General features: G+C 71.4%; 17 protein-coding genes. 2 read left to right on the forward strand and 15 right to left on the reverse strand.

The genetic code is table 11. The annotated features are described in order from the left end of the window. Together IF47_RS0100005 and IF47_RS0100010 are read right to left on the reverse strand one after the other, a co-directional pair. Positions 1 to 129, reverse strand: a 129-nt coding sequence (locus IF47_RS0100005) for a roadblock/LC7 domain-containing protein (RefSeq protein ID WP_031511535.1), incomplete at its 3' end; no start/stop codon positions are given. Beyond that, positions 130 to 3,576: a sensor histidine kinase gene (locus tag IF47_RS0100010; protein ID WP_031505667.1), complete on the reverse strand. Its 3,447-nt coding sequence runs from the start codon at positions 3,574 to 3,576 to the stop codon at positions 130 to 132. It abuts the gene before it with no gap. A gap of 560 nt (positions 3,577 to 4,136) precedes the next feature. On the opposite strand from IF47_RS0100010, the gene IF47_RS0100015 reads away from it, so the two are divergent. Then, entirely contained in the window at positions 4,137 to 4,331 is a 195-nt protein-coding gene (locus IF47_RS0100015) for a hypothetical protein (protein ID WP_031505668.1), read from the forward strand. Positions 4,332 to 4,425: 94 nt separating this feature from the next. On the opposite strand, the gene IF47_RS0100020 is transcribed toward IF47_RS0100015, so the two are convergent. The 8 genes from IF47_RS0100020 to IF47_RS0100055 form a co-directional block, all read right to left on the reverse strand. Further along, entirely contained in the window at positions 4,426 to 4,632 is a 207-nt protein-coding gene (locus IF47_RS0100020) for an acyl-CoA carboxylase subunit epsilon (protein WP_031505670.1), read from the reverse strand. A 29-nt stretch (positions 4,633 to 4,661) separates the two neighbouring features. Beyond that, positions 4,662 to 6,245 (reverse strand): acyl-CoA carboxylase subunit beta, encoded by a 1,584-nt coding sequence (locus IF47_RS0100025; RefSeq protein ID WP_031505672.1) that lies wholly within the window; start codon positions 6,243 to 6,245, stop codon positions 4,662 to 4,664. Positions 6,246 to 6,456: 211 nt separating this feature from the next. After that, positions 6,457 to 8,088: a citramalate synthase gene (cimA, locus tag IF47_RS0100030; RefSeq protein WP_031505673.1), complete on the reverse strand. Its 1,632-nt coding sequence runs from the start codon at positions 8,086 to 8,088 to the stop codon at positions 6,457 to 6,459. A gap of 439 nt (positions 8,089 to 8,527) precedes the next feature. Then, complete coding sequence (locus IF47_RS0100035; RefSeq protein WP_031505674.1) at positions 8,528 to 9,631, reverse strand: branched-chain amino acid aminotransferase; 1,104 nt, start codon at positions 9,629 to 9,631, stop codon at positions 8,528 to 8,530. Between the two features lie 227 nt (positions 9,632 to 9,858). After that, positions 9,859 to 10,896: a 3-isopropylmalate dehydrogenase gene (locus IF47_RS0100040; protein ID WP_031505676.1), complete on the reverse strand. Its 1,038-nt coding sequence runs from the start codon at positions 10,894 to 10,896 to the stop codon at positions 9,859 to 9,861. An 85-nt stretch (positions 10,897 to 10,981) separates the two neighbouring features. After that, the gene (locus IF47_RS31865; protein WP_106982459.1) at positions 10,982 to 11,113 is read right to left on the reverse strand and encodes a hypothetical protein; all 132 of its coding nucleotides are present in this window, start codon (positions 11,111 to 11,113) and stop codon (positions 10,982 to 10,984) included. Between the two features lie 403 nt (positions 11,114 to 11,516). Continuing rightward, positions 11,517 to 13,148 carry an L-glutamate gamma-semialdehyde dehydrogenase gene (gene pruA, locus IF47_RS0100050; RefSeq protein ID WP_031505677.1) on the reverse strand — a complete coding sequence of 544 codons (1,632 nt, stop codon included), beginning with the start codon at positions 13,146 to 13,148 and terminating at the stop codon, positions 11,517 to 11,519. 179 nt (positions 13,149 to 13,327) lie between these two features. After that, positions 13,328 to 14,254 carry a proline dehydrogenase family protein gene (locus tag IF47_RS0100055; RefSeq protein ID WP_031505679.1) on the reverse strand — a complete coding sequence of 309 codons (927 nt, stop codon included), beginning with the start codon at positions 14,252 to 14,254 and terminating at the stop codon, positions 13,328 to 13,330. Positions 14,255 to 14,447: 193 nt separating this feature from the next. On the opposite strand from IF47_RS0100055, the gene IF47_RS0100060 reads away from it, so the two are divergent. Continuing rightward, positions 14,448 to 15,743 carry a PucR family transcriptional regulator gene (locus IF47_RS0100060; protein WP_031505680.1) on the forward strand — a complete coding sequence of 432 codons (1,296 nt, stop codon included), beginning with the start codon at positions 14,448 to 14,450 and terminating at the stop codon, positions 15,741 to 15,743. 100 nt (positions 15,744 to 15,843) lie between these two features. Here the strand turns inward: IF47_RS0100060 and serA are convergent, their stop codons facing one another. From serA to IF47_RS0100085, 5 genes are all read right to left on the reverse strand, one after another. After that, positions 15,844 to 17,433, reverse strand: a complete 1,590-nt coding sequence (serA, locus tag IF47_RS0100065) for a phosphoglycerate dehydrogenase (protein ID WP_031505683.1) — start codon at positions 17,431 to 17,433, stop codon at positions 15,844 to 15,846. Between the two features lie 273 nt (positions 17,434 to 17,706). Beyond that, positions 17,707 to 18,705, reverse strand: coding sequence for a ketol-acid reductoisomerase (ilvC, locus tag IF47_RS0100070; RefSeq protein ID WP_031505684.1), 999 nt, complete (start codon positions 18,703 to 18,705; stop codon positions 17,707 to 17,709). A 113-nt stretch (positions 18,706 to 18,818) separates the two neighbouring features. Next, entirely contained in the window at positions 18,819 to 19,343 is a 525-nt protein-coding gene (gene ilvN, locus IF47_RS0100075) for an acetolactate synthase small subunit (protein WP_031505686.1), read from the reverse strand. Between the two features lie 48 nt (positions 19,344 to 19,391). Beyond that, on the reverse strand, positions 19,392 to 21,248 hold the full coding sequence (locus tag IF47_RS0100080) for an acetolactate synthase large subunit (protein WP_031505687.1): 1,857 nt from the start codon (positions 21,246 to 21,248) through the stop codon (positions 19,392 to 19,394). 230 nt (positions 21,249 to 21,478) lie between these two features. Continuing rightward, positions 21,479 to 24,316 carry a putative bifunctional diguanylate cyclase/phosphodiesterase gene (locus IF47_RS0100085; RefSeq protein WP_051716700.1) on the reverse strand — a complete coding sequence of 946 codons (2,838 nt, stop codon included), beginning with the start codon at positions 24,314 to 24,316 and terminating at the stop codon, positions 21,479 to 21,481. Positions 24,317 to 24,478 lie beyond the last annotated feature (162 nt).

A 24,478-nucleotide genomic window follows, 5' to 3' on the forward strand; every position in this document is an offset into this window, starting at 1 on the left:
CCCCTCGGACATGGCCAGAAGGAGGCCGTCGGCGGAGACCACCACCGTGTGCGACACCCCCGGGGTGTTCTCCACGAAGTTGGTGATCAACCAGTTCAGATTCTGCGCCGCCTGGCTCATCGGACTCAACTAACGCTCCTGCTGGTAGGTGGGGCCTGTGCCGTGGCTGCCGCCGGGCCGGCCACCGCCGGCCTGCCGGCCCTGCTGGATGCCCCGGCGAAGATTGGTCAACCGGCCACGGACGTCGTCGGGGGCGCGCGAGACCTGCGGCCCGGTCGGCGCGGACGGCCGCTGCTGCGCGGTACCCGCGACCAGATTGGCCTTGGGGACGCGGCGAGGCAGTCCGGACGTGGTGACCCCGCCCGCGGCGGGCTGGCGGAGCTGTTCGGCCCGGCGCCAACGCTCGTCGTTCGGAGTCTCCGCCCAGGCGTCTCCGGATCGGCCCTGCGACGTCGGCGGGGACGCCGAGCCGGCGGACCTGTCGGACCGCGCGGCGGAGGCCGCATGCCTCCCGGCCTCCGGCCGGGACGCCCTCGCGGACGGGGAGTCGTCCGAGGACGCGGACGGAACACGCTGGTCGGTGTGCCTGGCGCTGAACCAGCTCGACTCGACCGACTCGAAGATCGGGGTGCGCTCGTCCGCGCTGACGGCGGAGGAGCTGCCGGGCAGCTCGAAACCGGTGTTGTCGCGGCCGGCGGGGAGTCCCTGCTGGGGGGCGTGCCCACCGGCGTCCCGCGGACCCTGCGGGCGCGGGAACTGCCCGGTCTCCTGCGGGCCCTGCGGGCGCGGGAACTCACCCGTCTCCACCGGACGCGGGAACTCACCCGTCTCCGCCGGACGCGGGAACTGTCCGGTCTCCTGCGGGGTGCGAGGACCGCCCTGGCCGACGGCCGGGAACCGGGCGGTGTCACCGGGTCCGGAGGGCTGCTGGTACGCGCCGACGCTGGGGAACTCCGCGGTGGAGTCGACCTCTTCGTGCCCACGCGGCGCGTCGGGCACCGCGCGCGGACCGGGCGTCCGGTCGCCGGCGTCGTCGGCCCAGCTCGGGCGCCGCTCGCCGGGTCCGGCCGGCAGTTCGCCCGCGGAGACGCCGTCGCGCTGCGCGGGGCCGCCGGTCCGGGTCTCGGGGCGCGCGCCGGCGCCGAAGCCGTTCGCGTTCGTCGCGCCGGTTCCCATGGAGGTGCCGACGCCCGGCCGCGTGGGCTGTCCGGTGCCGGGGCCGGGTCGGGCGGGGCCGCCGAAACCGCCGCCCGCGGGCGCGCCGCCCTGGGGGGCGCCGCCCGGCAGCGCGGCACGCGAGGAGCCGCCCTGGACCTGGCCGCGGGTGGGCAGGGCGCCGAGCCGGCCGGCACCGGCCGGGGCTCCGCCGCCCTGGGGCTCGCGTCGGAGCGTGGCGGACGGGCCGGGGCCCTGGCCGACCTCGCCGCCGGGCTTCTTCTGCTGCTGGCCGGAGCGCTGGGTGACGTCGACCGGGAGCATGACCAGCGCGGTCGTGCCACCGGAGTCGGAGGGCCGCAGTTGGATGCGGATGCCGTGCCGCAGGGAGAGCCGACCGACCACGAACAGGCCCATGCGGCGGGAGACCGAGACGTCCACCGTCGGCGGGTTGGCGAGCCGCTCGTTGATCGCCGCCAGGTCCTCCGGCGACAGGCCGATGCCGGTGTCGTGGATCTCGATCAGCACGCGGCCGTCGGGCAGCGCGTGGCCGGTGACCTTGACCTTGGTCTGCGGCGAGGAGAACGAGGTGGCGTTCTCCAACAGCTCGGCCAGCAGGTGCACCAGGTCGTTGACGACCCGGCCCGCGACCTGGGTGGTGGGAACGGCGCTCAGCTCGATGCGCTCGTACTGCTCCACCTCGGAGGCGGCGGCGCGCAGCACGTCCACCAGCGGCACCGGGCGCGTCCAGCGGCGGCCGGGCTCCTCGCCGGCGAGGACCAGGAGGTTCTCGCCGTTGCGGCGCATGCGGGTCGCCAGGTGGTCCAGCTTGAACAGCGAGGAGAGCTGGTCGGGGTCGGCCTCGCGGGACTCCAGCTCAGAGATCAGCGAGAGCTGGCGCTGGATCAGGCCCTGGCTGCGGCGCGAGAGGTTGGTGAACATCGCGTTGACGTTCCCCCGCAGCAGCGCCTGCTCGGCGGCGAGGCGGACCGCCTCGCGGTGGACGTCGTCGAACGCCGCGGCCACCCGGCCGATCTCGTCGCGACTGTGGACACCGACGGACTCCACGGAGGTGTCGACGTCCTGCGGGTCGGCCTCGGAGAGCTGCTTGACCAACTCGGGCAGTCGGCGGCGGGCCACGTCCTGCGCGGTGTCCTGCAGCCTGCGCAGCGAACGGACCATGGAGCGGGCCACGACGAACGCGCCGACCAGCGAGATGCCGAGCACGAGCAGCACGAGGACACCGTTGAGGAAGGCGTCCTGCTGGGCCTCGGAGCGCAGCCGGCGGGCCTGGTCGTCCATCTCCGTGAGCAGGGATGCCTCGATCCTGCCCATTTGCTCGATCTTGACCCGGTCCTGATCGAACCAGTCCAGGTAGGAGCGGTCCTCCCGTGAGATGCCCTCGGGGTCCTTCACCACGCGCTCGGCGTACTGGTCGGCCGAGGTGATGTTGACGATGCCCTCGTCCAGCGGCTTGGTGAGCTCGGCCGCGCGGTTGGTCCCGTAGATGTCGGCGAAGCGCTTGCGGGCGGCGCGCTCGCTCTCCCAGGCGGTCCTGACGTAGAGGTGGTCGCTGTCCGAGAGTTTGGGGCCGTCCTTGCGGGCCAGACCGGCGCTGATGATCGCACGCTGCATGGACGCGTACTCCTTGGCGGAGGAGAACGCGGCCAGCGCGCGGGTGCTCTGGATCATCTCCGGGTTGCTGGTGGCCTGTGCCATGTCCTGCGACAGGCTCAGCAGCGACTCGATCAACTGGTTGTAGTCGTTGACCGTCTGGGAGACGTTCTGCGGGCTGTCGTACGCCCGGTCCCGGATGTTCTTCAGCGTGTTGAGCTGTCGGGAGATGTCGGTGATCGTCGCCCGGACGCCGGAGAGCGCCGTGTCGTCGGCGCCCTCGATTCCGCTGGTGGCGTCGAAGAACGCCGATTTGACCCGGTCGGTCTTCTCACGAGGTCCGACGACCGTGTCGTCCTTGGGGTTCCCGGTGCCGGTCAGCGGACCGGCCGATCGGTCCCGCTCCTCCTGGAGGGCCGCCGCCAACTCGGTGGCGTGCTCGGTCATCTCCGTGAGGAGCTTCATGTTGTCGAGCTGGTCGACCTCGGCCAGTGAGTCGTTGATGCGCAGCACGCCCAGTGTGGTGGCCGCCACGACGGGAAGGGCCAGCAGCGAGACCAGACGGGTGCTGATGCGCCAGTTGCGGAGGGCCAGGCGCGAGCCCGTCGCGCTGGGCTCCTTGGGTTTCGAACCGCCGTCCGGTCCGCCGTCCGGCTGCGCGTTCGCACGCTTGCCCGCGTCGGCGTCGAGGGCCTGCTCCCTGCCACCGCTCTCCTGGGCACGCTGGGGCGAGGAGCCGCGGTCGGTCGCACCGCGCAGCTCCGGGTCCCCCACAGCGCTGCCATCCCTCTTGAAACGTCCCTGCACTAGCGTCGCAACCTCTGGACCAGGCGTCCCCCCGCGAACGGTGGAACGGTATCGAGTCGGAAAGGCCCGCGAGGACCCCCCTGACGGTCGTGAGTGACCGGCGCCCCCCGAGTCGCCGCCGCGCGGCGCTGTTGTTGCTGTGCGCCCCCTTGCGCGCCGGCTCGTCTGCGGCGGTCCGTGGAATTCCAGCACAGTGCCGGAACTCCAACAAGGGCAGTGGACAAGGCCGTGACATGGGTGACGCTGCGCAGACACAAGGTCGCGGAGGGTGCATCCAGATAACGGGCATTGTGGACTTTTGGCAGCTAGCCCCCTGGGGCATCCCCGAACAACATCCGCTGCCCGGTAGCACCATCGGAGAGCCGAATATCAGATTTACAGCATGTATGTCCGTTTGTCGCCCCAGATAAAGCGGCCCTTTATGCGGCTTTTGCCCTACGATTCGTGAGTAAAATCACAGGCGGATCGTTATTCGGGTCACGCCTGTAGGGGAAGAGGGCCCCTTACGCTCAGCTTGGCAAACGGACGTGAACGACGAGAAGGCAAGCGAGGCGGACTTGGTGAAGACGACGATGACCACGAGCAGTGTCGCCAACCCCCGGCGCACCACCCTGGCCCACCTCGAGGACGCCGGCGAACTGGTCGCGGTTCCCTCGGCCGAACGCGCCGCCGAGGAGACGACGGGGGCCACCGCCCTGCCGTCCCAGACCGCCAATCCCCGACGGACCGTCCTGATGGACTCCCCCGTCGGCTGACCGTGTCCGCGTCCGCGGTGACGGAACGCTTCGGCCCCGCACACTGTGCAGTGTGCGGGGCCGAAGCGTTCCGTCACCGGGTTTCCCGGCGGGGTCAGTGCTGCCAACTGTGCGGGGCGCGGTAGGTGGGGACGCGCTCCGGGCGGCGCCAGGGGGCGGGGGTGCGGCGGGGACGCAGGGGCGCCGCGGAACGGGTGTGGGCGGCGGCACGGGCCATCAGCAGGGCGGTGACCGCGGCGAGTTCCTCCTCGCTGGCCCGCCCCTTCTCGACCCGGACCACGTCGGTGGCGGGGTTGTGCATGGGACTCTCCCTCACTGGATCACTGAATGTCACTGCGGCGGGTTGCCGTGCTTGCGGGCGGGCAGGTCCGCGTGCTTGGTGCGCAACATCGCCAGGGCGTGGGCGAGGGTGGCGCGGGTGTCGGCCGGGTCGATGACGTCGTCCACCAGACCGCGCTCGGCCGCGTAGTAGGGGTGCATCAGCTCGGCCTTGTACTCCTTGACCAGCTTCTCCCGCGTCGCCTCGGGGTCGTCGGCGGCGGCGATCTGCCGGCGGAAGATGACGTTGGCGGCGCCCTCCGCGCCCATCACCGCGATCTCGTTGGTCGGCCACGCGTAGGTGACGTCGGCCCCGATGGACTGGGAGTCCATCACGATGTACGCCCCGCCGTAGGCCTTCCGCAGGATCAGCGAGATCCGCGGCACGGTGGCGTTGCAGTACGCGTACAGCAGCTTCGCGCCGTGTCGGATGATGCCGCCGTGCTCCTGGTCCACGCCCGGCAGGAACCCGGGCACGTCCAACAGCGTGACGATCGGGATGTTGAACGCGTCGCACATCTGCACGAACCGGGCGGCCTTCTCGCTGGCGTGGATGTCCAACACCCCGGCCAGCACGTTGGGCTGGTTGGCCACGATCCCCACCACCTGCCCGTCGATGCGGGCCAGCGCGCAGATGATGTTGTTGGCCCAGCGCTCGTGGACCTCCAGCACCTCGCCGTCGTCGACGATCTCCTCGATCACCGCGCGCATGTCGTAGGGCCGGTTGCCGTCGGCCGGCACCAGGTCCACCAGCGTCTCGCACCGCCGGTCGACCGGGTCGGCGCACTCCACCCGCGGCGGGTTCTCCCGGTTGTTCTGCGGGAGCATCGACAGCAGGTAGCGGACCTCCTCCAGGCAGGCGGTCTCGTCGTCGTAGGCGAAGTGCGCCACCCCGGAGGTGGTGGCGTGGACGTCCGCGCCGCCCAGCCCGTTCTGGGTGATCTGCTCGCCGGTGACCGCCTGGACCACGTCGGGGCCGGTGATGAACATCTGCGAGGTCTCGCGGACCATGAACACGAAGTCGGTCAGGGCCGGGGAGTAGGCCGCGCCGCCGGCGCACGGGCCGAGCATCACCGAGATCTGCGGGATGACGCCGGACGCCTTGGTGTTGCGCTGGAAGATGCCGCCGTAGCCGGCGAGCGCCACCACACCCTCCTGGATGCGGGCGCCGGCGCCGTCGTTGAGGGAGACCAGCGGCGCGCCGGCCGCGATGGCCATGTCCATGATCTTGTGGATCTTGGCCGCGTGGGCCTCGCCCAGCGCTCCGCCGAAGATCCGGAAGTCGTGGGCGTAGACGAACACCGTGCGGCCGTCCACGGTGCCCCAGCCGGTGATCACCCCGTCGGTGTACGGCCGCTTGGCCTCCAGGCCGAAGCCGGTGGCGCGGTGCCGTCGCAGCGGCCCCACCTCGTGGAACGAGCCCGGATCCAACAGCAGCTCGATCCGTTCACGGGCCGTCAGTTTGCCCTTGGCGTGCTGCGCCTCGGTCGCCTTCTCGCTCGGGCCGCGCCTCACCTGCTCGCGAATGGCCTGCAACTCCGCCACACGGCCACGGGTGTCGCTCGCCGCGGACGGCGCCTGGGACAGATCGGTCATGTATGAACCCTACGAAACAACCCCACCGTAGACCGTCGTTGGATTCGTACAGTCTCCGCCCGCGATTCATGGTCACGCTGGACAGAACCGTGCACCCGAAAGGGCGTACACCCGCGAGAGGCTCCTGGTTTTTCCGCCGCGCACTGTGGGATTCCCACAGTGCGCGGCGGTGGTCGCCATGGACGTGCGACAACCGTCCCGTGACGGGCGGTCAGCCCTGGGGCTCGACGCCCGCGCGCAGCAGCCCGTACGCGTAGGCGTCGACGAGCGCCTGCCAGGAAGCGGCGATGACGTTGTCGGCGACCCCGACGGTGGACCACTCGCCGGCGCCGTCGCCGGTGGAGACCAGCACCCGAGTGGTGGACTCCGTCCCCTGCGTGCCCGCCAGGATACGGACCTTGTAGTCCACCAGCCCCATCTGGGCGAGCTGGGGGTAGATGCGCTCCAGCGCCAGCCGCAGCGCCCGGTCCAGGGCGTTGACGGGACCGTTACCCTCGGCCGTGGAGACGATGCGCTCCCCCTTGGCCCACAGCTTCACGGTCGCCTCGTTGGCGTGGGAGCCGTCGGGACGGGTCTCCACGATGGTGCGCCAGGACTCGGTGGTGAAGAAGCGCAGCGGACGGCCCTCCGCCTCCTCCCGCAGCAACAGCTCGAAGGAGGCGTCGGCGGCCTCGTAGCTGTAGCCCTTGAGCTCGTGCTCCTTGACCCTCTCCACGATCCGCCCGACCAGCTCCCGGTCGTCGCCGAGGTCGACCCCCAGCTCCTTGCCCTTGAGTTCGACGGAGGCCCGGCCGGCCATGTCGGAGACGAGCATCCTCAGGCGGTTGCCGACCAGCTCGGGGTCGATGTGCTGGTAGAGGTCCGGGTCCACCTTGATCGCCGAGGCGTGCAGTCCGGCCTTGTGGGCGAAGGCCGAGACGCCGACGTACGGCTGGTGGGTGGAGGGCGTGAGGTTGACGACCTCGGCGATGGCGTGGGAGATCCGGGTCGTCTCGCGCAACGCGCCCTCGGGCAGGACCCGCATGCCGTACTTCAGCTCCAGCGCGGCGACGACGGAGAAGAGGTTGGCGTTGCCCACGCGCTCGCCGTAGCCGTTGGCCGTGCACTGCACGTGCGTGGCGCCCGCGTCCACCGCGGCGAGGGTGTTGGCGACGGCGCAGCCGGTGTCGTCCTGGGCGTGGACGCCCAGGCGGGCGCCGGTGTCGTCGAGCACGGTCCGCACCACGGCCTGGACCTGCGCCGGGAGCATGCCGCCGTTGGTGTCGCACAGCACCACCACGTCGGCGCCCGCCTCGTGGGCGGTGCGCACGACCCGCTTGGCGTACTCGGGGTTGGCCAGGTAGCCGTCGAAGAAGTGCTCGCAGTCGACGAAGACGCGGCGGCCCGCCGCCCGCAGGTGTTCCACGGTGTCGCGGACCATCGCCAGGTTCTCCTCCAGCGTGGTGCGCAGCGCCAGCTCCACATGGCGGTCGTGCGCCTTGGCGACGATGGTCACCACCGGGGCCTCGGAGTCGATCAGCGCCCGCACCTGGGGGTCGTCGGCCGCGGCCACGCCCGCCTTGCGGGTGGCGCCGAAGGCGACGAGCCGGGCGTTCCGGAAGTCGATCTCCGCGCGGGCCCGCTGGAAGAACTCGGTGTCCCGTGGATTGGCACCCGGCCAGCCGCCTTCGATGAAGCCGACACCGTAGTCGTCCAGGTGGCGGGCGATGGTCAGCTTGTCCGTGACGGAGAGGTTGATCCCCTCCCGCTGGGCCCCGTCACGGAGAGTGGTGTCGAAGACGTGGAACGCGTCACTGACGTGGGACGCGTCCCCCGGCTGCCGGTAGTCCGCGGCGTCGGTCATGCTGGTCTGGCTCCTGTCGGATGGGTGAAGGTCCGGAAGGCTTGGCCCCACTTGTCCCCATCATCCCTCACGCCCTCGTCCTGCCCGGTTGGGGCCGGAAAACGAAAAAACCCCTCGCGGGTGCGAGAGGTCTGCGCGCGGGTCTGGGACACGGTGTTCGCCACCGCACCGGGTGTGTGCGGAGGCGGTCACTGCGGACCGGCGCGCCTGCTGCCGATAATCATGGCGAACGAAGGCACGGACGCAGTGTGGCACGAGCGTCCCCGCGAGGGGAGGACGGTCTCACGATGTGGGAGGCGGCCCGGCCCACCCCGCCGCTTCCCGTCCGGTCGCTCCCCGGGCCGTCGCTCCCCGGGCGGTGCGACCGGCGGACCAAGCCGCCGGTCGCACCGGACCGGAACGCGCGGACGGTGCGCCGACGGCGTCGGCGGGCGTCGGGTCAGGCCAACTCGTGCATCCAGCCGTACCGGTCCTCCGCGCGGCCGGTCTGGATGGCGAGCAGCTTCTCGCGCAGCCTCATCGTGATCTCGCCCGGCTCGCCGTCGCCGACGGTCCACTGCCCGGCGGTCGACTTCACCGTGCCGACCGGGGTGATGACGGCCGCGGTGCCGCAGGCGAACACCTCGGTGATCGTTCCGTCGATGCTGCCCTCGCGCCACTCCTCGACGGAGATGAGCCGCTCCTCGGTGCGGTACCCCAGGTCCGCGGCGATGGTCAGCAGCGAGTCCCGGGTGATGCCCGGCAGCAGGGTGCCGGTCAGCTTGGGGGTGACGACGGTGGCGTCGGCGCCCGAGCCCATGACGAAGTACAGGTTCATGCCGCCCATCTCCTCGACCCAGCGGCGCTCTCCGGCGTCCAGGTAGGCCACCTGCTCGCAGCCGTGCTCGGCCGCCTCGGCCTGGGGGAGGAGGGAGGCCGCGTAGTTGCCGCCCGTCTTCGCCTCGCCGGTGCCCCCGGGGGCGGCCCGCACGTACTCCCGCGAGATCCACACCGAGACCGGCTTGACGCCCTGGGGGAAGTACGCGCCGGCGGGCGAGGCGATCACCATGAACAGGTACTCGTTCGCGGGCCTGACCCCGAGGCCGACCTCCGAGGCGAACATGAAGGGCCGCAGGTAGAGCGACTGCTCGGGCTGTTCGGGCACCCACGCCTTGTCCTGCTTCACCAGCAGGTCGCACGCCTCGACGAAGGTCTCCACCGGCAGCTCGGGCATGGCCAGTCGGCGTGCCGACCGCTGGAAGCGCTCGGCGTTGGCCTCCGGGCGGAAGACGGCGACCGAACCGTCGACCCGGCGGTACGCCTTGAGGCCCTCGAAGATCGTCTGGGCGTAGTGCAGCGTCATGTTCGCCGGATCCATCTGGAGCGGCGCGTAGGGCTGCAACCGCGCGTCGTGCCAACCCCGGCCCTCGGTCCACCGGATGGTGACCATGTGGTCGGTGAAGTGCCGGCCGAAGCCGGGGGCGGCGAGGATCGCCTCGCGCTCCGCGTCGGACAGCGGGTGCGCGGAGGGCTTGAGATCGAAGTCGATACGGGGCGTCGTCATGTGAGCGCGTCCTTCACTGTGTGTCGTGGCGGACCGCGCTCCCGTCGTTCCGACGGTGCTAGGACGTCCGAGCTTCTCCGCATACGGAGACTCGCGTCCGATGATCGGGCGATGGACCGTACGGCGGGCACGGGTGGGCGGTCCTGGGGTAGATGGTCGCACCCAACCGCCGAATAGCACAGCGGCCGGGCGCCTGCGTGCCCGGCCGGATCGGTGCGGCGGGCTCGCTAGTCGGCTACTCGTACCGCGAGCGCGTCGCCGATCTCGTCGGTGCTGCGGGGCTCGGAGCGCTCCGCGAGATCGGCGGAGACCGCGTCCTCGATCCGCGCGGCCTCGGGCTCGAAGCCGAGGTGGCGCAGCATCAGGGCGACGGAGAGGACCGTGGCGGTGGGGTCGGCCTTGCCGGTGCCGGCGATGTCGGGCGCGGAACCGTGGACCGGCTCGAACATCGACGGGAAGGCGCCGGTGGGGTTGATGTTCCCGGAGGCGGCCAGTCCGATGCCGCCGGTGACCGCGGCGGCCAGGTCGGTCAGGATGTCGCCGAAGAGGTTGTCGGTGACGATCACGTCGAAACGCTCGGGCTGGGTGACGAAGAAGATCGTCGCGGCGTCCACGTGAAGGTAGTCGGTGGTGACCTCGGGGTACTCCTCGCCGACCCGGTCGAAGATGTTCTTCCACAGGTGACCGGCGTGCACCAGGACGTTGTTCTTGTGGACCAGCGTGAGCCTCTTGCGCGGGCGGGCCTTGGCCTGCTCGTACGCGTAGCGCACCACGCGCTCGACGCCGTAGGCGGTGTTCACGCTGACCTCGGTGGCCACCTCGGCCGGGGTGCCGGTGCGCAGGGAGCCGCCGTTCCCGGTGTACGGGCCCTCGGTGCCCTCGCGGACGACGACGAAGTCGATCTCCGGACGGCCCGCCAGCGGGGTCGCCGTGTTGGGGAAGAGCTTCGACGGCCGCAGGTTGACGTAGTGGTCGAAGGCGAAGCGCAGCTTGAGCAGCAGCCCGCGCTCCAGCACGCCCGAGGGGACGGAGGGGGCGCCGATCGCGCCGAGCAGGATCGCGTCGTGGCCCTTGAGCCGCTCCAACTCCGCGTCCGGCAGGGTCTCCCCCGTGGCGTGCCAGCGCTGCGCGCCGAGGTCGTACTCCTGTGTCTGCAGCTTCACGTCCTTCGGCAGGACGGCGGACAGGACCTTCAGGCCCTGGGCCACGACCTCCCGTCCGATGCCGTCACCGGGGATCACTGCGAGGTTGATGCTGCGAGACATGGAGAGGACCTTACCGCTCGTCCCAGGAGATGACACGCTCTGTCCACGATGCGGACCCGTGTCACCGCCCGGGACCTCGGGGGCGTCAGTGCCCGGTGGCGCCGCCGTTGTCGCGTCGGTCCAGCGCTCGCTGGAGGGCGGCGGCGGCGTTCCTGCGGGCGTCGTCGTCGTGGTTGCGGGCGGTGTGGCGGACACGGCGGCGTGCGGTCTCGTCCATGGTCGAACTCCCTGGGGGAACGGAACCGGAAGGGTGGAAAGAGGGGATCCCGGTGCGCCGTAAGCGGCGGGGGCGTCCGGTGCGGCAGGGGTCGCCTGCGACGGGCACCGCGCCTCATCCGCCATTCGCTGATGGAGCGAGACGTTCGGCTCCCACCAAAGTAAGGGCTGAAAGCTGTGATGTCCCGCCTAATAGTTGGCCTTCCTACTATCTGAGACGGCGGGGGCCCCGACCTGGGCTTTTGCCGCTGTGACCCGGAACACTCCATCCGTTCGGAGGAGACGGTGTTCGTGATCGGCGAGTCGATCACCGGACCGCGCCGCGACTCCTGACGGCGGACACGGCGCCGCCCCCGTCCGCGGGGGCCGGACGGGGGCGGCGGGCACGGGCCGACGGGGGGGTGTCAGCCCATGTGCGGGTAGCGGTAGTCGGTCGGCGGGACCAGCGTCTCCTTGATGGCGCGGGTGGACGTCCAGCGCATCAGGTTCTGCTTCGAGCCCGCCTTGTCGTTGGTGCCCGAGGCGCGGCCACCGCCGAAGGGCTGCTGGCCGACGACGGCGCCGGTGGGCTTGTCGTTGATGTAGAAGTTACCCGCGGCGAAGCGCAGCGCCTCGCAGGCGTGGGCCGCGGCGGCGCGGTCCTGGGCGATGATGCTGCCGGTCAGCCCGTACGGGGCGACCGACTCCATCTGCTCCAGCACCGTCTCGTACTCGCCGTCGTCGTAGACGTGCACGGCCAGGAGCGGCCCGAAGTACTCCTGCCAGAAGACCTCGCTGCTCGGGTCGGTGCAGGTCACCACGGTCGGGCGGACGAAGTAGCCGACGCTGTCGTCACAGGTGCCGCCGGCGACGATCTCGCAGGCCGGGTCGGACTTCGCCCGCTCGATGGCCGCCTTGTTCTTGGCGAAGGCGCGCTCGTCGATGACGGCGCCCATGAAGTTCGACAGGTCGGTGACGTCGCCCATGGTCAGGCCCTCGACCTCGGCGACGAACTCCTCCCGGAAGCCGTTCTCCCAGATGGAGCGCGGGACGTAGGCGCGCGAGGCGGCCGAGCACTTCTGGCCCTGGTACTCGAAGGCGCCGCGGGTCAGCGCGGTCTTCAGCACCGCGGGGTCGGCCGACGGGTGGGCGACGACGAAGTCCTTGCCGCCCGTCTCGCCGACCAGGCGCGGATACGTCCTGTAGTTCTCGATGTTCTCGCCGACCGTCTTCCACAGGTACTGGAAGGTCCTGGTCGAGCCGGTGAAGTGGATGCCCGCGAGGTCGGGGTGGGCCAGCGCCACCTCGGAGACCTCCTTGCCGTCACCGGTCAGCAGGTTGATCACACCCGCCGGCAGGCCGGCCTCCTCCAGCAGCCTCATCACCGTCACGGCCGCCAGCGTCTGGGTCGGGGACGGCTTCCAGAGGACCACGTTGCCCATCATGGCCGGGGCGGTGGGGAGGTTGCCCGCGATGGCGGTGAAGTTGAAGGGCGTGATCGCGTAGACGAAGCCCTCCAGCGGGCGGTGGTCCAGCCGGTTCCACACCCCGGGGGAGTTGGCGACCGGCTGCTCGGCCAGGATCTCGCGGGCGTAGTGGACGTTGAACCGCCAGAAGTCCACCAGCTCGCAGGGGGAGTCGATCTCCGCCTGCTGCGCGGTCTTGGACTGGCCGAGCATGGTGGCGGCGGCCACCGTCTCGCGCCACGGGCCGGCGAGCAGTTCGGCGGCGCGCAGGAAGATCGCGGCACGGTCGTCGAAGGACATCGCGCGCCACGCGGGGGCGGCGGCGAGCGCGGCGTCGATGGCGTCCTGCGCGTCCTGCCGGGTGGCGTGGGCGGCGGTGCCGAGCACCGCCTTGTGGTTGTGGGGCTGTACGACGTCGAAACGCTCGCCGCCGCCCATCCGCTTCTTGCCCCCGATGGTCATCGGCAGGTCGGCGGGGTTCCCGGCCAGTTCCTTGAGCCTGGCCTCGAGGCGGGCACGCTCCGGCGTTCCGGGCGCGTAGGTGTGCACCGGTTCGTTCACCGGCGTGGGGACCTGGGTCACAGCGTCCATGAGCCGCGTCTCCTTCGAAGGTCGTTCGTGTCGTGGGTACGGCCGATCGGGGTCGCCGACCCTCGGTTCCGGGCGGTCGGCGGGGGCGGGTCGGGTCTTCCCGAGGGGGAGCCTTCCCCCGCTCTCCGCGGGAGGTGTCCCCGTGTCCCTCGGCCGATGCCCCTCGCGACCGTCATCGTTCAGTTCCGGGTGGTCAGCGAGCGCAGGAAGAACAGCAGGTTGGCGGGGCGTTCGGCGAGCCGCCGCATGAAGTACCCGTACCAGTCGGTTCCGTACGGGACGTACACGCGCATCCGGTGGCCCTCGGCGGCCAGCCGCCGCTGCTCGGCCCCGCGGATGCCGTACAGCATCTGGAACTCGTACTCGTCCGGCTTGCGGTCGAAGCGGCGGGCCAGCTCCCGGGCGACGGCCACCATCCGCGGGTCGTGCGAGGCGACCATGGGGTAACCCTTCCCCGCCATCAGGATCCGCAGACAGCGGACGTACGCCAGGTCCACCTCGCGCTTGTCCTGGAGGGCGACGCTCGCCGGCTCCTTGTAGGCGCCCTTCACCAGACGCACCCGGGAGCCCTCGCCGGCCAGGGCGCGGCAGTCGTCCTCGGTGCGGTACAGGCACGACTGCAGGACGGCGCCCGTGGCGGGGAAGTGCTCGCGCAGCTTCGCCAGGATCGCCAGGGTGGAGTCGATCGTGGTGTGGTCCTCCATGTCCAGGGTGACGGTCGTGCCCGCCTCCGCGGCGGCCTCGACGACCGGGAGGACGTTGGCGTACGCGATGTCGTCCCCGCCCGGCAGCGCCTGCCCGAAGGCGGAGAGCTTCACCGACATCTCGGCGTGCTTCCCCAGTCCCTCGGCCCCCAGGGCCTCGGTCAGCGCCAGGTACGCGTCGCGGGCGCGCAGGGCCTCGGTGCGGTCGGTGACGTCCTCGCCCAGGTGGTCGACGGTGACCTCCAGCCCCTGGTCGGTCAGGGAGCGGATCGTCGTCATGGCCTGGTCGAGGCGCTCTCCGGCGATGTAGCGGTCCACCACGGGGCGGGTGACCGGTGCGGCCGACACGACGCGGCGGATGCTGTCGCTGCGCGAGGCCGCGAGGAGCACGGAACCCAGCACGGGGCACCTCCACGAATGGTTCTTCGACGGTGGGCGAACGCTGAGGAACGCCACCGTCGAACCTAAGGATCGCTCCGTGGGGCCGCCATCGACAGCTGTCACGCTTCCGTGGCCCGGATCTCAGACATCTGTATGACAATGAGGGGGTCGGCGGGGCGCCGCGGACGCGGGGACGAGGAAGGCGAGGCACGTGGTGCGCGAGGACTACCAGGCGCTGGTCGACGAGGTCACCGCCCTCCTCGGCACCCCCGCGACGTTGGAGAACCGCGACTTCGGGCTGATCGCCTTCGGCGCCCACGAGGACGACGGCGACGACGGCGGGGAGGAGTCCGTCTTCCTGATGGACCCGGTCCGCACCCGCTCGATCCTCCGGCGTCGCTCGACCGCGCGGGTGCGGGCCTGGTTCGAGAGCTTCGGCATCACCCGCGCGGTGGAGCCCGTACGGATTCCCCCGGACCCGTCGGCCGGGGTGCTCCGGGGGCGGATCTGTGTGCCGGTGCGGCACGGTGGGGCGCTCCTCGGCTACATCTGGCTGCTGGACGACGGGGCCCTGGAGTTGACCGATCCCCGGCTGAGGGACGTACGGGCCGTCGCCGACCGCATCGGCGCCCTCCTGGCCGCCGAGGCCAGGGCGGGCGCCCGCCGGGGCGAGCTGCTGTACACCCTGATCACCGCGGCTCCCGGGCGGCGGGCGGCACAGGCCGAGCTGGCCGGGGAGCTGGGCACCGTCGCGACCGGGCCGCTGACGGTGGTGGCCGTGGCGCCCTGGGGCGGGGAGGGCGGGGAGACCGCCGGCTCCCCGGGCCTCTCGGGCGCCGTCGCCGCCTGTGTGGTGCCCGGGGCGGGAGTCCCCGTGCCGAGGGCGGGGGCGCCCCCGGCGAAGGCGGAGGGGGCGCTGGCCGTCCTCGTCCGGCTGCTCTCGCCCGGCGGTCTCGACCCGGCCCGCGCCGCCGCCGAACGGCTGCTGCGGTCGCCCCACGCCGACGGCGGGAGAGGCGGACGGGAGCCCGGCGTCGGCGCGGTGGCGGGGATCGGCGCGCCCTGTGAGGGCCTGCCGGGGGTGCCCGGGGCCTGGCGGCAGGCGCTGTCCGCGGCTCGGGCCGCGCGGGCGGAGCGGAGGTTCGGGCCGGTGGCGCGGTGGGACCGGATCGGGCCGTACCGGATGCTGACCGCGCTGACGGCTTCTCTCGGCGACTCCCCCGTCGGTCACCCCGGTCATCCCGGCGGTTCCCCCGACGCCGGGCTGCCGGACGCGTCGGTGCGGGCGTTGCTGGAACCCGGCCGCCGGGAACTGGCCCGTACCGCCGAGGTGTTCCTCGACCGCGCGGGGCAGGCGGGCCGCACGGCGGCCGCGCTCGGCATCCACCGGCAGACCCTCTACTACCGGCTGTCACGGGTGGAGCAGCTCACCGGCCTCGACCTGGACGACGGCGAGGACCGACTGCTGCTCCACATGGCGCTCAAGACCGCGCGGCTGCTGTGGGAGTAGGCCGGGCCGGGGAGGACCTGGCGGAAACGGCGGACGGCGGCCCCGGCGCGGATGCCCGCGCCGAAGCCGCCGTCCGATCACTCACCGGAGTGCCGGGGGATCAGTCGGCCAGGTTGACGTTGCGGGCCGAGGTGGCGCCGATCTCGCTCGCGATCTCGTTGAGCACCGCGGCCGGGATGGTGTCGTCCACAGTGAGGGCGACCAGCGCCTCACCGCCCTCCTCGGCGCGCGAGACCTGCATGCCGGCGATGTTGATGCCGGCCTCGCCGAGGATGCGGCCGACCGTGCCGACCACGCCGGGGCGGTCGGTGTAGCGCAGGAAGGCCATGTGCTCGGCGAGCGCCAGGTCGACGTCGTACTCGCCGACGGCGACGATCTTCTGGAGGTACTTCGGGCCGGACAGGGTGCCGGAGACCGACACCTCCTCGCCGTCCGCGAGGGTGCCGCGCACGGTGACCACGTTGCGGTGTTCGGGAGACTCCGAGCTGGTGGTCAGACGGACCTCCACACCGCGCTCCTGGGCGAAGAGCGGCGCGTTGACGTAGCTGACCGTCTCGTCCACCACGTCCTCGAAGACGCCCTTGAGCGCGGAGAGCTCCAGCACCTTGACGTCGTGCTGGGTGATCTCGCCGTAGACCTCGACGTCCAGCCGGACGGCGACCTCGCCCGCCAGCGCGGTGAAGATCCGCCCCAGCCGCTCGGCCAGCGGCAGTCCGGGCCGCACCTCCTCGGCGATCACGCCGCCCTGGACGTTGACCGCGTCCGGGACCAGCTCACCGGCGAGCGCCAACCGCACGGACCTGGCGACCGCCACGCCCGCCTTCTCCTGGGCCTCTCCGGTGGAGGCGCCCAGGTGCGGAGTGGCCACGACGTTGTCGAAGGCGAACAGCGGGGAGTCCGTGCACGGTTCGGTGGAGAACACGTCCAGGCCCGCGCCCGCGACCCGGCCCTCCTTCAGGGCCGACAGCAGCGCCTCCTCGTCGACGATGCCGCCGCGCGCGGCGTTGACGATCCGCACGGTCGGCTTGACCTTGTGCAGCGCCTCGTCGCCGATCAGGCCCACCGTCTCGGGGGTCTTGGGGAGGTGGACGGTGATGAAGTCCGACACCTCCAACAGCTCGTCCAGGGAGAGCAGCTTGACGCCCATCTGCGCGGCCCGCGCGGGCTGCACGTACGGGTCGTAGGCGACGATCCTCATGCCGAAGGCGGACATGCGCTGGGCCACCAGGACGCCGATGCGGCCGAGGCCCACGACGCCGAGGGTCTTCTCCGCCAGCTCGACGCCGGTGTACTTGCTCCGCTTCCACTCGCCGTTCTTCAGCGCCGCGTTGGCCTGCGGGATGTTGCGGGCGGTGGAGATCAGCAGGCCGCAGGCCAGCTCGGCGGCGGTGACGATGTTGGACGTCGGCGCGTTGACGACCATCACGCCGGCCTTGGTGGCGGCGGAGACGTCGACGTTGTCCAGACCGACACCGGCGCGGGCGATGACCTTCAACCGCTTGGCGGCGGCGATGGCCTCGGCGTCGACCTTGGTGGCGCTGCGCACCAGGATCGCGTCGACGTCGGCGATGGCGGGGATCAGCTCGGCGCGGTCGGCTCCGTCACAGTGCCGGATCTCGAAGTCCGGGCCAAGTGCGTCGACCGTGGCCGGCGAGAGTTCTTCGGCGATGAGTACTACGGGTTTGCTCACTTCGGTCTTCAGTCCTCACTGGTCCTGGGGTCCCCTCCCGCGTTCGCGGAGCACGGGGAGGGCACGGCCGCGTCCCGACGGCCGAGGGCGGTGGAGGTGGGCAGCCGCGTGGAGACGCACGACGCTGTGAGCCTGTGACGCGCTTGTGCTGTCAGTCTATCGGCGAAGCGGCGGCCCCGGTGCGGAAAGCGCCGGGACCGCCGCTTCGCCTTGCCGGCGGGCCGTCCATCCCACCCGCGGACGGGGTCGGCGGGAGTCGGCGGGATCTCCTGCTCAGTCCTCGTCGTTGACCCAGCTCATGAGCTTGCGCAGCTCACGACCGGTGGTCTCCAGCAGATGGTCGGAGTCGGCCTTCTTGTACTCGTTGTACTTGGGCAGACCGGCGCTGTACTCGGCCATCCAGTTCTTGGCGAAGGTGCCGTCCTGGATCTCGGCGAGGACCTTCTTCATCTCGGCCTTGGTGTTCTCGGTGATGATCCGCGGGCCGGTGACGTAGTCGCCCCACTCGGCGGTCTCGGAGATCGACCAGCGCATCTTCTCCAGGCCGCCCTCGTACATCAGGTCCACGATCAGCTTCAGCTCGTGGAGGCACTCGAAGTACGCGATCTCCGGCTGGTAACCGGCCTCGACCAGGGTCTCGAAGCCCGCCTTGACCAGCGCCGCGGTGCCGCCGCACAGCACGGCCTGCTCGCCGAACAGGTCGGTCTCGGTCTCCTCGGTGAAGGTGGTCTTGATGACGCCGGCCCGGGTGCCGCCGATGCCCTTGGCGTAGGACAGGGCGAGCCGGAAGGCGTCGCCCGTGGCGTCCTGCTCGACGGCCGCGATGCACGGCACGCCGCGGCCCTCCTCGAACTGGCGGCGGACCAGGTGGCCCGGGCCCTTGGGGGCCACCATGCAGACGTCCACGCCGGCCGGGGGCTTGATGAAGCCGAACCGGATGTTGAAGCCGTGGCCGAAGAAGAGGGCGTCGCCGTCCTTGAGGTTGGGGGCGATGGACTCCTCGTAGACCTTGGCCTGGATCGGGTCCGGCACCAGGACCATGATCACGTCGGCCTCGGCGGAGGCCTCGGCCGGGGTGACCACGCGCAGCCCCTGCTCCTCGGCCTTGGCCCGGGACTTGGAGCCCTCGGGGAGGCCGACCCGGACGTCGACGCCCGAGTCGCGCAGCGACAGGGCGTGGGCGTGGCCCTGGCTGCCGTAACCCAGGACCGCGACCTTGCGGCCCTGGATGATGGACAGGTCGGCGTCGTCGTCGTAGAACAGCTCGGCCACTTCGGATCTCTCCTTGTTCTTGCTGTACGGGGATCTTGCCGTACGGGAGGGGGCGGTGGGCCCCACCAGGGCCCACCGTATGCCGGTCCGTCCGGGAACGGACGGCGATCTCGCTATGCGGTCCGGTCCAGGGCGCGCAGCGAACGGTCGGTGATCGAGCGGGCACCGCGGCCGATCGCGATCGTGCCCGACTGGACCAGTTCCTTGATCCCGTAGGGCTCCAGCATCTTGAGCATGGCCTCCAGCTTGTCGCTGCTGCCGGTCGCCTCGATGGTGACGGCCTCCGGGGAGACGTCGACGGTCTTGGCGCGGAAGAGCTGGACGATCTCGATGATCTGCGAGCGCGTCTCGTTGTCGGCGCGAACCTTCACCAGAACGAGTTCACGCCGGACGGAGGACGACGGCTCCAGCTCGACGATCTTCAGCACGTTGACGAGCTTGTTGAGCTGCTTGGTCACCTGCTCCAGCGGGAGGTCCTCCACGCTCACCACGATCGTGATGCGGGAGATCTCGGGGTGCTCGGTGACACCGACGGCGAGGGAGTCGATGTTGAACCCGCGGCGGGAGAAGAGCGCGGCGATCCTGGCGAGGATGCCGGGGGTGTTCTCCACCAGGACGGAGAGCGTGTGCTTGGACATCGGCGTGGTGTTCCGTTCCTCAGTGTTTCCTCGGTCGTCCGTCGGTCGTCAGTCGTCGCCGTCGCCGAAGTCGGGACGGACACCGCGCGCCGCCATGACCTCGTCGTTGGAGGTGCCGGCCGCGACCATCGGCCAGACCATCGCGTCCTCGTGGACGATGAAGTCGACGACGACGGGACGGTCGTTGATCGAGTTGGCCTTCTCGATCACCGCGTCGAGCTGGGCGGGGTCCTCGCAGCGGATGCCGACGCAGCCCATCGCCTCCGCCAGCTTCACGAAGTCGGGGACGCGGGTGCCCTTGGCCTCCGGGTCGGTCTCCGTGCCCGGACCGCTGTGCAGCACGGTGTTGGAGTAGCGCTGGTTGTAGAAGAGGGTCTGCCACTGGCGGACCATTCCGAGCGCGCCGTTGTTGATGATCGCGACCTTGATCGGGATGCCGTTGAGCGCGGCGGTGACCAGCTCCTGGTTGGTCATCTGGAAGCAGCCGTCGCCGTCGATCGCCCAGACGGTGTGGTCCGGGACGCCGGCCTTGGCGCCGAGCGCGGCCGGCACGGCGTAGCCCATCGTGCCCAGGCCGCCGGAGTTGAGCCAGGTGGCCGGCTTCTCGTAGTCGATGAAGTGGGCGGCCCACATCTGGTGCTGGCCGACGCCGGCGGTGAAGATCGTGTTCTCGGGGGCCAGCGCGCCGATGCGCTCGATGACCTGCTGCGGGGAGAGGGAGCCGTCCTCGGGCAGGTCGTAACCCAGCGGGTAGGTCTCGCGCCAGCGGTTCAGCAGCCCCCACCACTCGGTGTAGTCGCCGACGCGACCCGCCTCGTGCTCGCCTCGGACGGCCACGATCAGGTCCGCGATGACCTCGCGGGCGTCCCCGACGATCGGCACGTCGGCGGTGCGGTTCTTGCCGATCTCGGCCGGGTCGATGTCGGCGTGCACGACCTTCGCGTGGGGGGCGAAGGAGTCCAGCTTCCCGGTGACGCGGTCGTCGAAGCGGGCGCCGAGCGCGACGATCAGGTCGGCCTTCTGCAGGGCGGTGACGGCGGCGACGGTACCGTGCATGCCGGGCATGCCCAGGTGCTGCGGGTGGCTGTCGGGGAAGGCGCCGAGCGCCATCAGGGTGGTGGTGACGGGGGCGCCGGTCAGCTCGGCGAGCGTCTTCAGCTCGGCGGTGGCCCCGGCCTTGAGGACGCCGCCGCCCACGTACAGCACCGGGCGCCTGGACTCGGCGATCAGTCTGGCGGCCTCACGGATCTGCTTGGTGTGCGGCTTGGTCACCGGGCGGTAGCCGGGCAGGTCGGCCGTCGGGGGCCAGGAGAAGGTCGTCCGGGCCTGGAGGGCGTCCTTGGAGATGTCCACCAGGACCGGGCCGGGGCGGCCGGTGGAGGCGATGTGGAACGCCTCGGCGATCACTCGGGGGATGTCGGCCGGGTCGGTCACCAGGTAGTTGTGCTTGGTGATCGGCATCGTGATGCCGCAGATGTCGGCTTCCTGGAAGGCGTCGGTGCCGATCGCGGCGGAGGCCACCTGGCCGGTGATCGCGACCAGCGGGACGGAGTCCATGTTGGCGTCCGCGATGGGGGTGACGAGGTTGGTGGCCCCGGGGCCGGAAGTGGCCATGCAGACACCGACCTTGCCGGTGGCCTGGGCGTAACCGGTGGCGGCGTGGCCCGCGCCCTGCTCGTGACGGACCAGGACGTGGCGCACCCTGGAGGAGTCCATCATCGGGTCGTACGCGGGCAGGATGGCGCCGCCCGGAATGCCGAACACGGTGTCGACGCCGACTTCCTCGAGAGAACGGATGAGGGACTGGGCCCCAGTGACGTGCTCGACGGTGACGGGCTGGGGCTGCGCTCCGCCGGTACGGGCCCGCGGCTGCGGGCGGGGGACCCCGGTGGCCTGCTCGGTCATCGCAATCTCTTCTCGGAGAGTGAGGGTTTGACGCTCGTTGTGGGTGGCTGTGGTGTGGGTCGCGCTCGGGTGCTCGTGCAACAAAAAACCCCTCGTGCCGTCAGGCAAGCGAGGGGAGCGCGTCGCTGTCGTCCACAGGGCGGTCGTGCCCTGGGTCAGTCGACGCGCCGGCCGATTACGAGAATTCGGGTGCGCATGGCACCGACAATCCTCCCGCGACATATGAGGTGTCAAGCCGGTGGGACGGACGTCTCACTATTTGAGCGGAACGGAGGACGTACGGAGCCCGCCCCTCCGCCCTTCCGTACGGGAAGCGAACCCGCGACCACCACCGACCGACCGGCGCTCGGACCGTGCTGCTCTCCCCCGACGACCGGATAGCCGCCGCGACTCAGGACACGGCGTAGTTTGTGCTCGTCCAGCGGCTTGGAGAAGGCCGCTCCTTGGGCGTGGGTGCAGCCCATGGAGCGCAGGGCGGCGGCCTGTTCGGGGAGATCCACCCCTTCCGCGACGGAGGCCGTGCCGAGGTCCTCGGCGATCCTCAGCAGCCCGGAAGTGATTTTGCGCACTCGGGCGGATTCCACCACGCCCTCGACCAGGGAGCGGTCCAGTCGCAGCACGTCCACGGGGAGCCGGCGCAGGGCGGCGAGGGCGCCGTGGCCGGCGCCGAAGCCGTCCAGGGCGACGCCGACGCCCAGGCGCCGCAACGCGGTGACCCACAGCTCCAGTTCGTTCAGGGAGACGTGCGGACCGGTGTCGGACAGGGGGCCGGAGAGTTCGACGAGGAGCGCCTCGGGCGGCAGGCCGTGCCGGGCCAGCATCGTCTCGACGGTGGCCGGAGTCATGGAACGGTCGGTGAGGCGACGCGCGTCGACCCGTACGGTCACGGGCACTCGGAAGCCCGCGCGGTGGCGCTCGGCGGCCTGTTCGACGGCCCGGCGCAGCAGCCAGTCACCCGCCTCGGCGACCCCGCCCTCGGCCGTGCCCGTCCCGCCCGGGGCCTCGGCGGGCGGGAACAGGACGCCCCGGGCGGAGCGCCTGCGGGCCTGGGCGACGACCGAGGTGATCCGGCCGCTGGAGAGTTCGACCACGGGCTGGTGGAGCAGGGCGAACTCGCTCTCGGCCAGGGCGCCGCGCAGTCGATCGGTGGTCAACTCGGCGCGGCGGACGGCCTCGACCTGTGGCTGCGGCGCGTACAGCTCGACCCGGTTCTTGCCGGCCTGCTTCGCCCGGTACATCGCCAGGTCCGCGTGGCGCAACAGGACCGCCGGGGTCACGCCGGGTTCGGCGAAGGCCACGCCGATGGACGCGGCGACCCGTACCTCGCCGCCCTCGACGCGGTAGGGCCGGGAGAGGGCCGTGCGCAGCCGCTCGGCGATCTCCAGGACGCGGTACTCGCGCTCGGCGCGGTCGCACCGGCCGTCGCCCAGGATGAGCGCGGCGAACTCGTCCCCGCCGAGCCGGGCCGCGGTGTCGCCGGCCCGTACGGCCTCCTTCAACCGACGGGCCGCGTGGACCAGCAGTTCGTCGCCCGCCTGGTGGCCGATGGTGTCGTTCACCGCCTTGAAGCCGTCGAGGTCGATGTAGAGCACCGCCGTGTGGCCCGCCTCGGCGTCGCCTCGGCGCCGGCCGCCGAGTGCCTGGCGCACGCGCTCGGTGAACAGCGCGCGGTTGGGCAGGTCGGTCAGCGGGTCGTGTGAGGCGCTGTGCTGGAGCTGCGCCTGGAGGCGCACCCGTTCGGTCACGTCGCGGCTGTTGAAGATCAGGCCGCCCTGGTGGCGGTTGACGGTGGACTCGACGTTGAGCCAGCGGCCCGAGGCGTGTCGGATGCGGCACTCGATCCGGGTGGAGGGCTCCTCCTCGGGCGGGGTGGCGAGGAAGCGGCGCACCTCGTGGAGAACCCGGCCGAGGTCCTCGGGGTGGATGAGGGAGGCGAGTTCGGAGCCGACCAGTTTGTCCGGTTCCCGACCGTAGACGCCCGCGGCGGCCGGGGAGACGTACCGCAGCATCCCGGCCGGGGAGGCGATCATGATGACGTCGCTGGACCCCTGCACCAGGGACCGGAAGTGGTTCTCCTTCTGGGCCAGTTCGTGGGTGAGGTGGATGTTGTCCAGCAGCATGATGCCCTGCCGCACCACCAGGGCCAGGACGACGGTGCAGCCGGTCAGCAGCACCACTCGGTCGATGGCCCCGCCGTCGCGGACGTTGTAGAGGATGCCCAGGGTGCACACGGCGGCGGCCAGGTAGGGCGTGAGGGCGGCCAGCGATCCGGTCATGGCGCCGTTCGCCGGCGTGGGCCGGCCGGGGGCGCGTTGCCGTTCCGTTCCGTCCCGGTTGGCCACCCAGGGGGCGTACGCGAGCAGCAGCGAGCCGGCGAACCAACCCGCGTCGAGCATCTGGCCGGAGGAGTAGTTCTCCCGCAGCAGGGGGGAGCTGAACAGAGCGTCGCAGAGCACGGTGAGGACGAGGGCGCCGATGACGGTGTTGACGGCGGATCGGTGGGCGGCGGAACGGCGGAAGTGCAGGGCGAGGACCATGCTGATCAGCACGATGTCCATCAGGGGGTAGGCCAGGGAGAGGGCCACCAGGGCGACGGACTCGCCCTGCCAGTACGAGGGGTGGTCGAGCGCCAGGCTCCAGGAGAGGGTGAGCAGCGAGCCGCCGATCAGCCAGGCGTCGAGGCCCAGACAGATCCACCCCGCCCGACTGACGGGGCGTTTGGCGAGCACCAGCAGCCCGACGATGGCCGGGGGCGCGAAGAGCAGGAAGCAGAAGTCGGCGATCGAGGGGCTGGGCACGGGACGCCCCAACACCACCTCGTACCAGCCCCACACCCCGTTGCCGAGCCCGGCCATCGTCGAAGAGAGGGCGAAGAGCACCCACGCGGGACGGAACGGGTTGTCGGGGTGGGTGCGGGCGTAGTGGAAGCAGGAGCCCGCGGCGACGAACGCCGCGATGCTCAGCCCGAAGTCGCCCATGAACAGCGCGACCGCCGGCGATCCCCAGCCCAACGCCGCGCCCAGCGCGTACGCGCCGCACACGGCGGCCAGGGTCAGCCGGGGCAGCATCCCGCCCCGATCGTCCCTCCCGGCGCCGCCGTGACGGTACGCCGGACGGGGAAAGCCCGTCCCGCGGGCGTTCACAGCGCCACCCCCGGGCACGGCGGGCCGCCCGCCTGCGTCCCGGCCCTCACGGGCCGGCGTCCTGTCCACCACCGGTCGCGTGACCGG

Origin of the sequence: Streptomyces megasporus, assembly GCF_000718985.1 — a bacterium.
In the GTDB taxonomy this organism is placed as follows: Bacteria; Actinomycetota; Actinomycetes; order Streptomycetales; family Streptomycetaceae; genus Streptomyces; species Streptomyces megasporus.

What these genes read in the sequence shown, in the direction of transcription:
- IF47_RS0100040 (WP_031505676.1), bottom strand. Translation starts at nt 10,896, where the DNA reads ATGTCTCGCAGCATCAACCTCGCAGTGATCCCCGGTGACGGCATCGGA.
- cimA (WP_031505673.1), bottom strand. Translation starts at nt 8,088, where the DNA reads ATGACCGACGCCGCGGACTACCGGCAGCCGGGGGACGCGTCCCACGTC.
- ilvN (WP_031505686.1), bottom strand. Translation starts at nt 19,343, where the DNA reads ATGTCCAAGCACACGCTCTCCGTCCTGGTGGAGAACACCCCCGGCATC.
- IF47_RS0100035 (WP_031505674.1), bottom strand. Translation starts at nt 9,631, where the DNA reads ATGACGACGCCCCGTATCGACTTCGATCTCAAGCCCTCCGCGCACCCG.
- IF47_RS0100080 (WP_031505687.1), bottom strand. Translation starts at nt 21,248, where the DNA reads ATGACCGAGCAGGCCACCGGGGTCCCCCGCCCGCAGCCGCGGGCCCGT.
- pruA (WP_031505677.1), bottom strand. Translation starts at nt 13,148, where the DNA reads ATGGACGCTGTGACCCAGGTCCCCACGCCGGTGAACGAACCGGTGCAC.
- IF47_RS0100085 (WP_051716700.1), bottom strand. Translation starts at nt 24,316, where the DNA reads ATGCTGCCCCGGCTGACCCTGGCCGCCGTGTGCGGCGCGTACGCGCTG.
- IF47_RS0100020 (WP_031505670.1), bottom strand. Translation starts at nt 4,632, where the DNA reads ATGCACAACCCCGCCACCGACGTGGTCCGGGTCGAGAAGGGGCGGGCC.
- IF47_RS31865 (WP_106982459.1), bottom strand. Translation starts at nt 11,113, where the DNA reads ATGGACGAGACCGCACGCCGCCGTGTCCGCCACACCGCCCGCAACCAC.
- IF47_RS0100025 (WP_031505672.1), bottom strand. Translation starts at nt 6,245, where the DNA reads ATGACCGATCTGTCCCAGGCGCCGTCCGCGGCGAGCGACACCCGTGGC.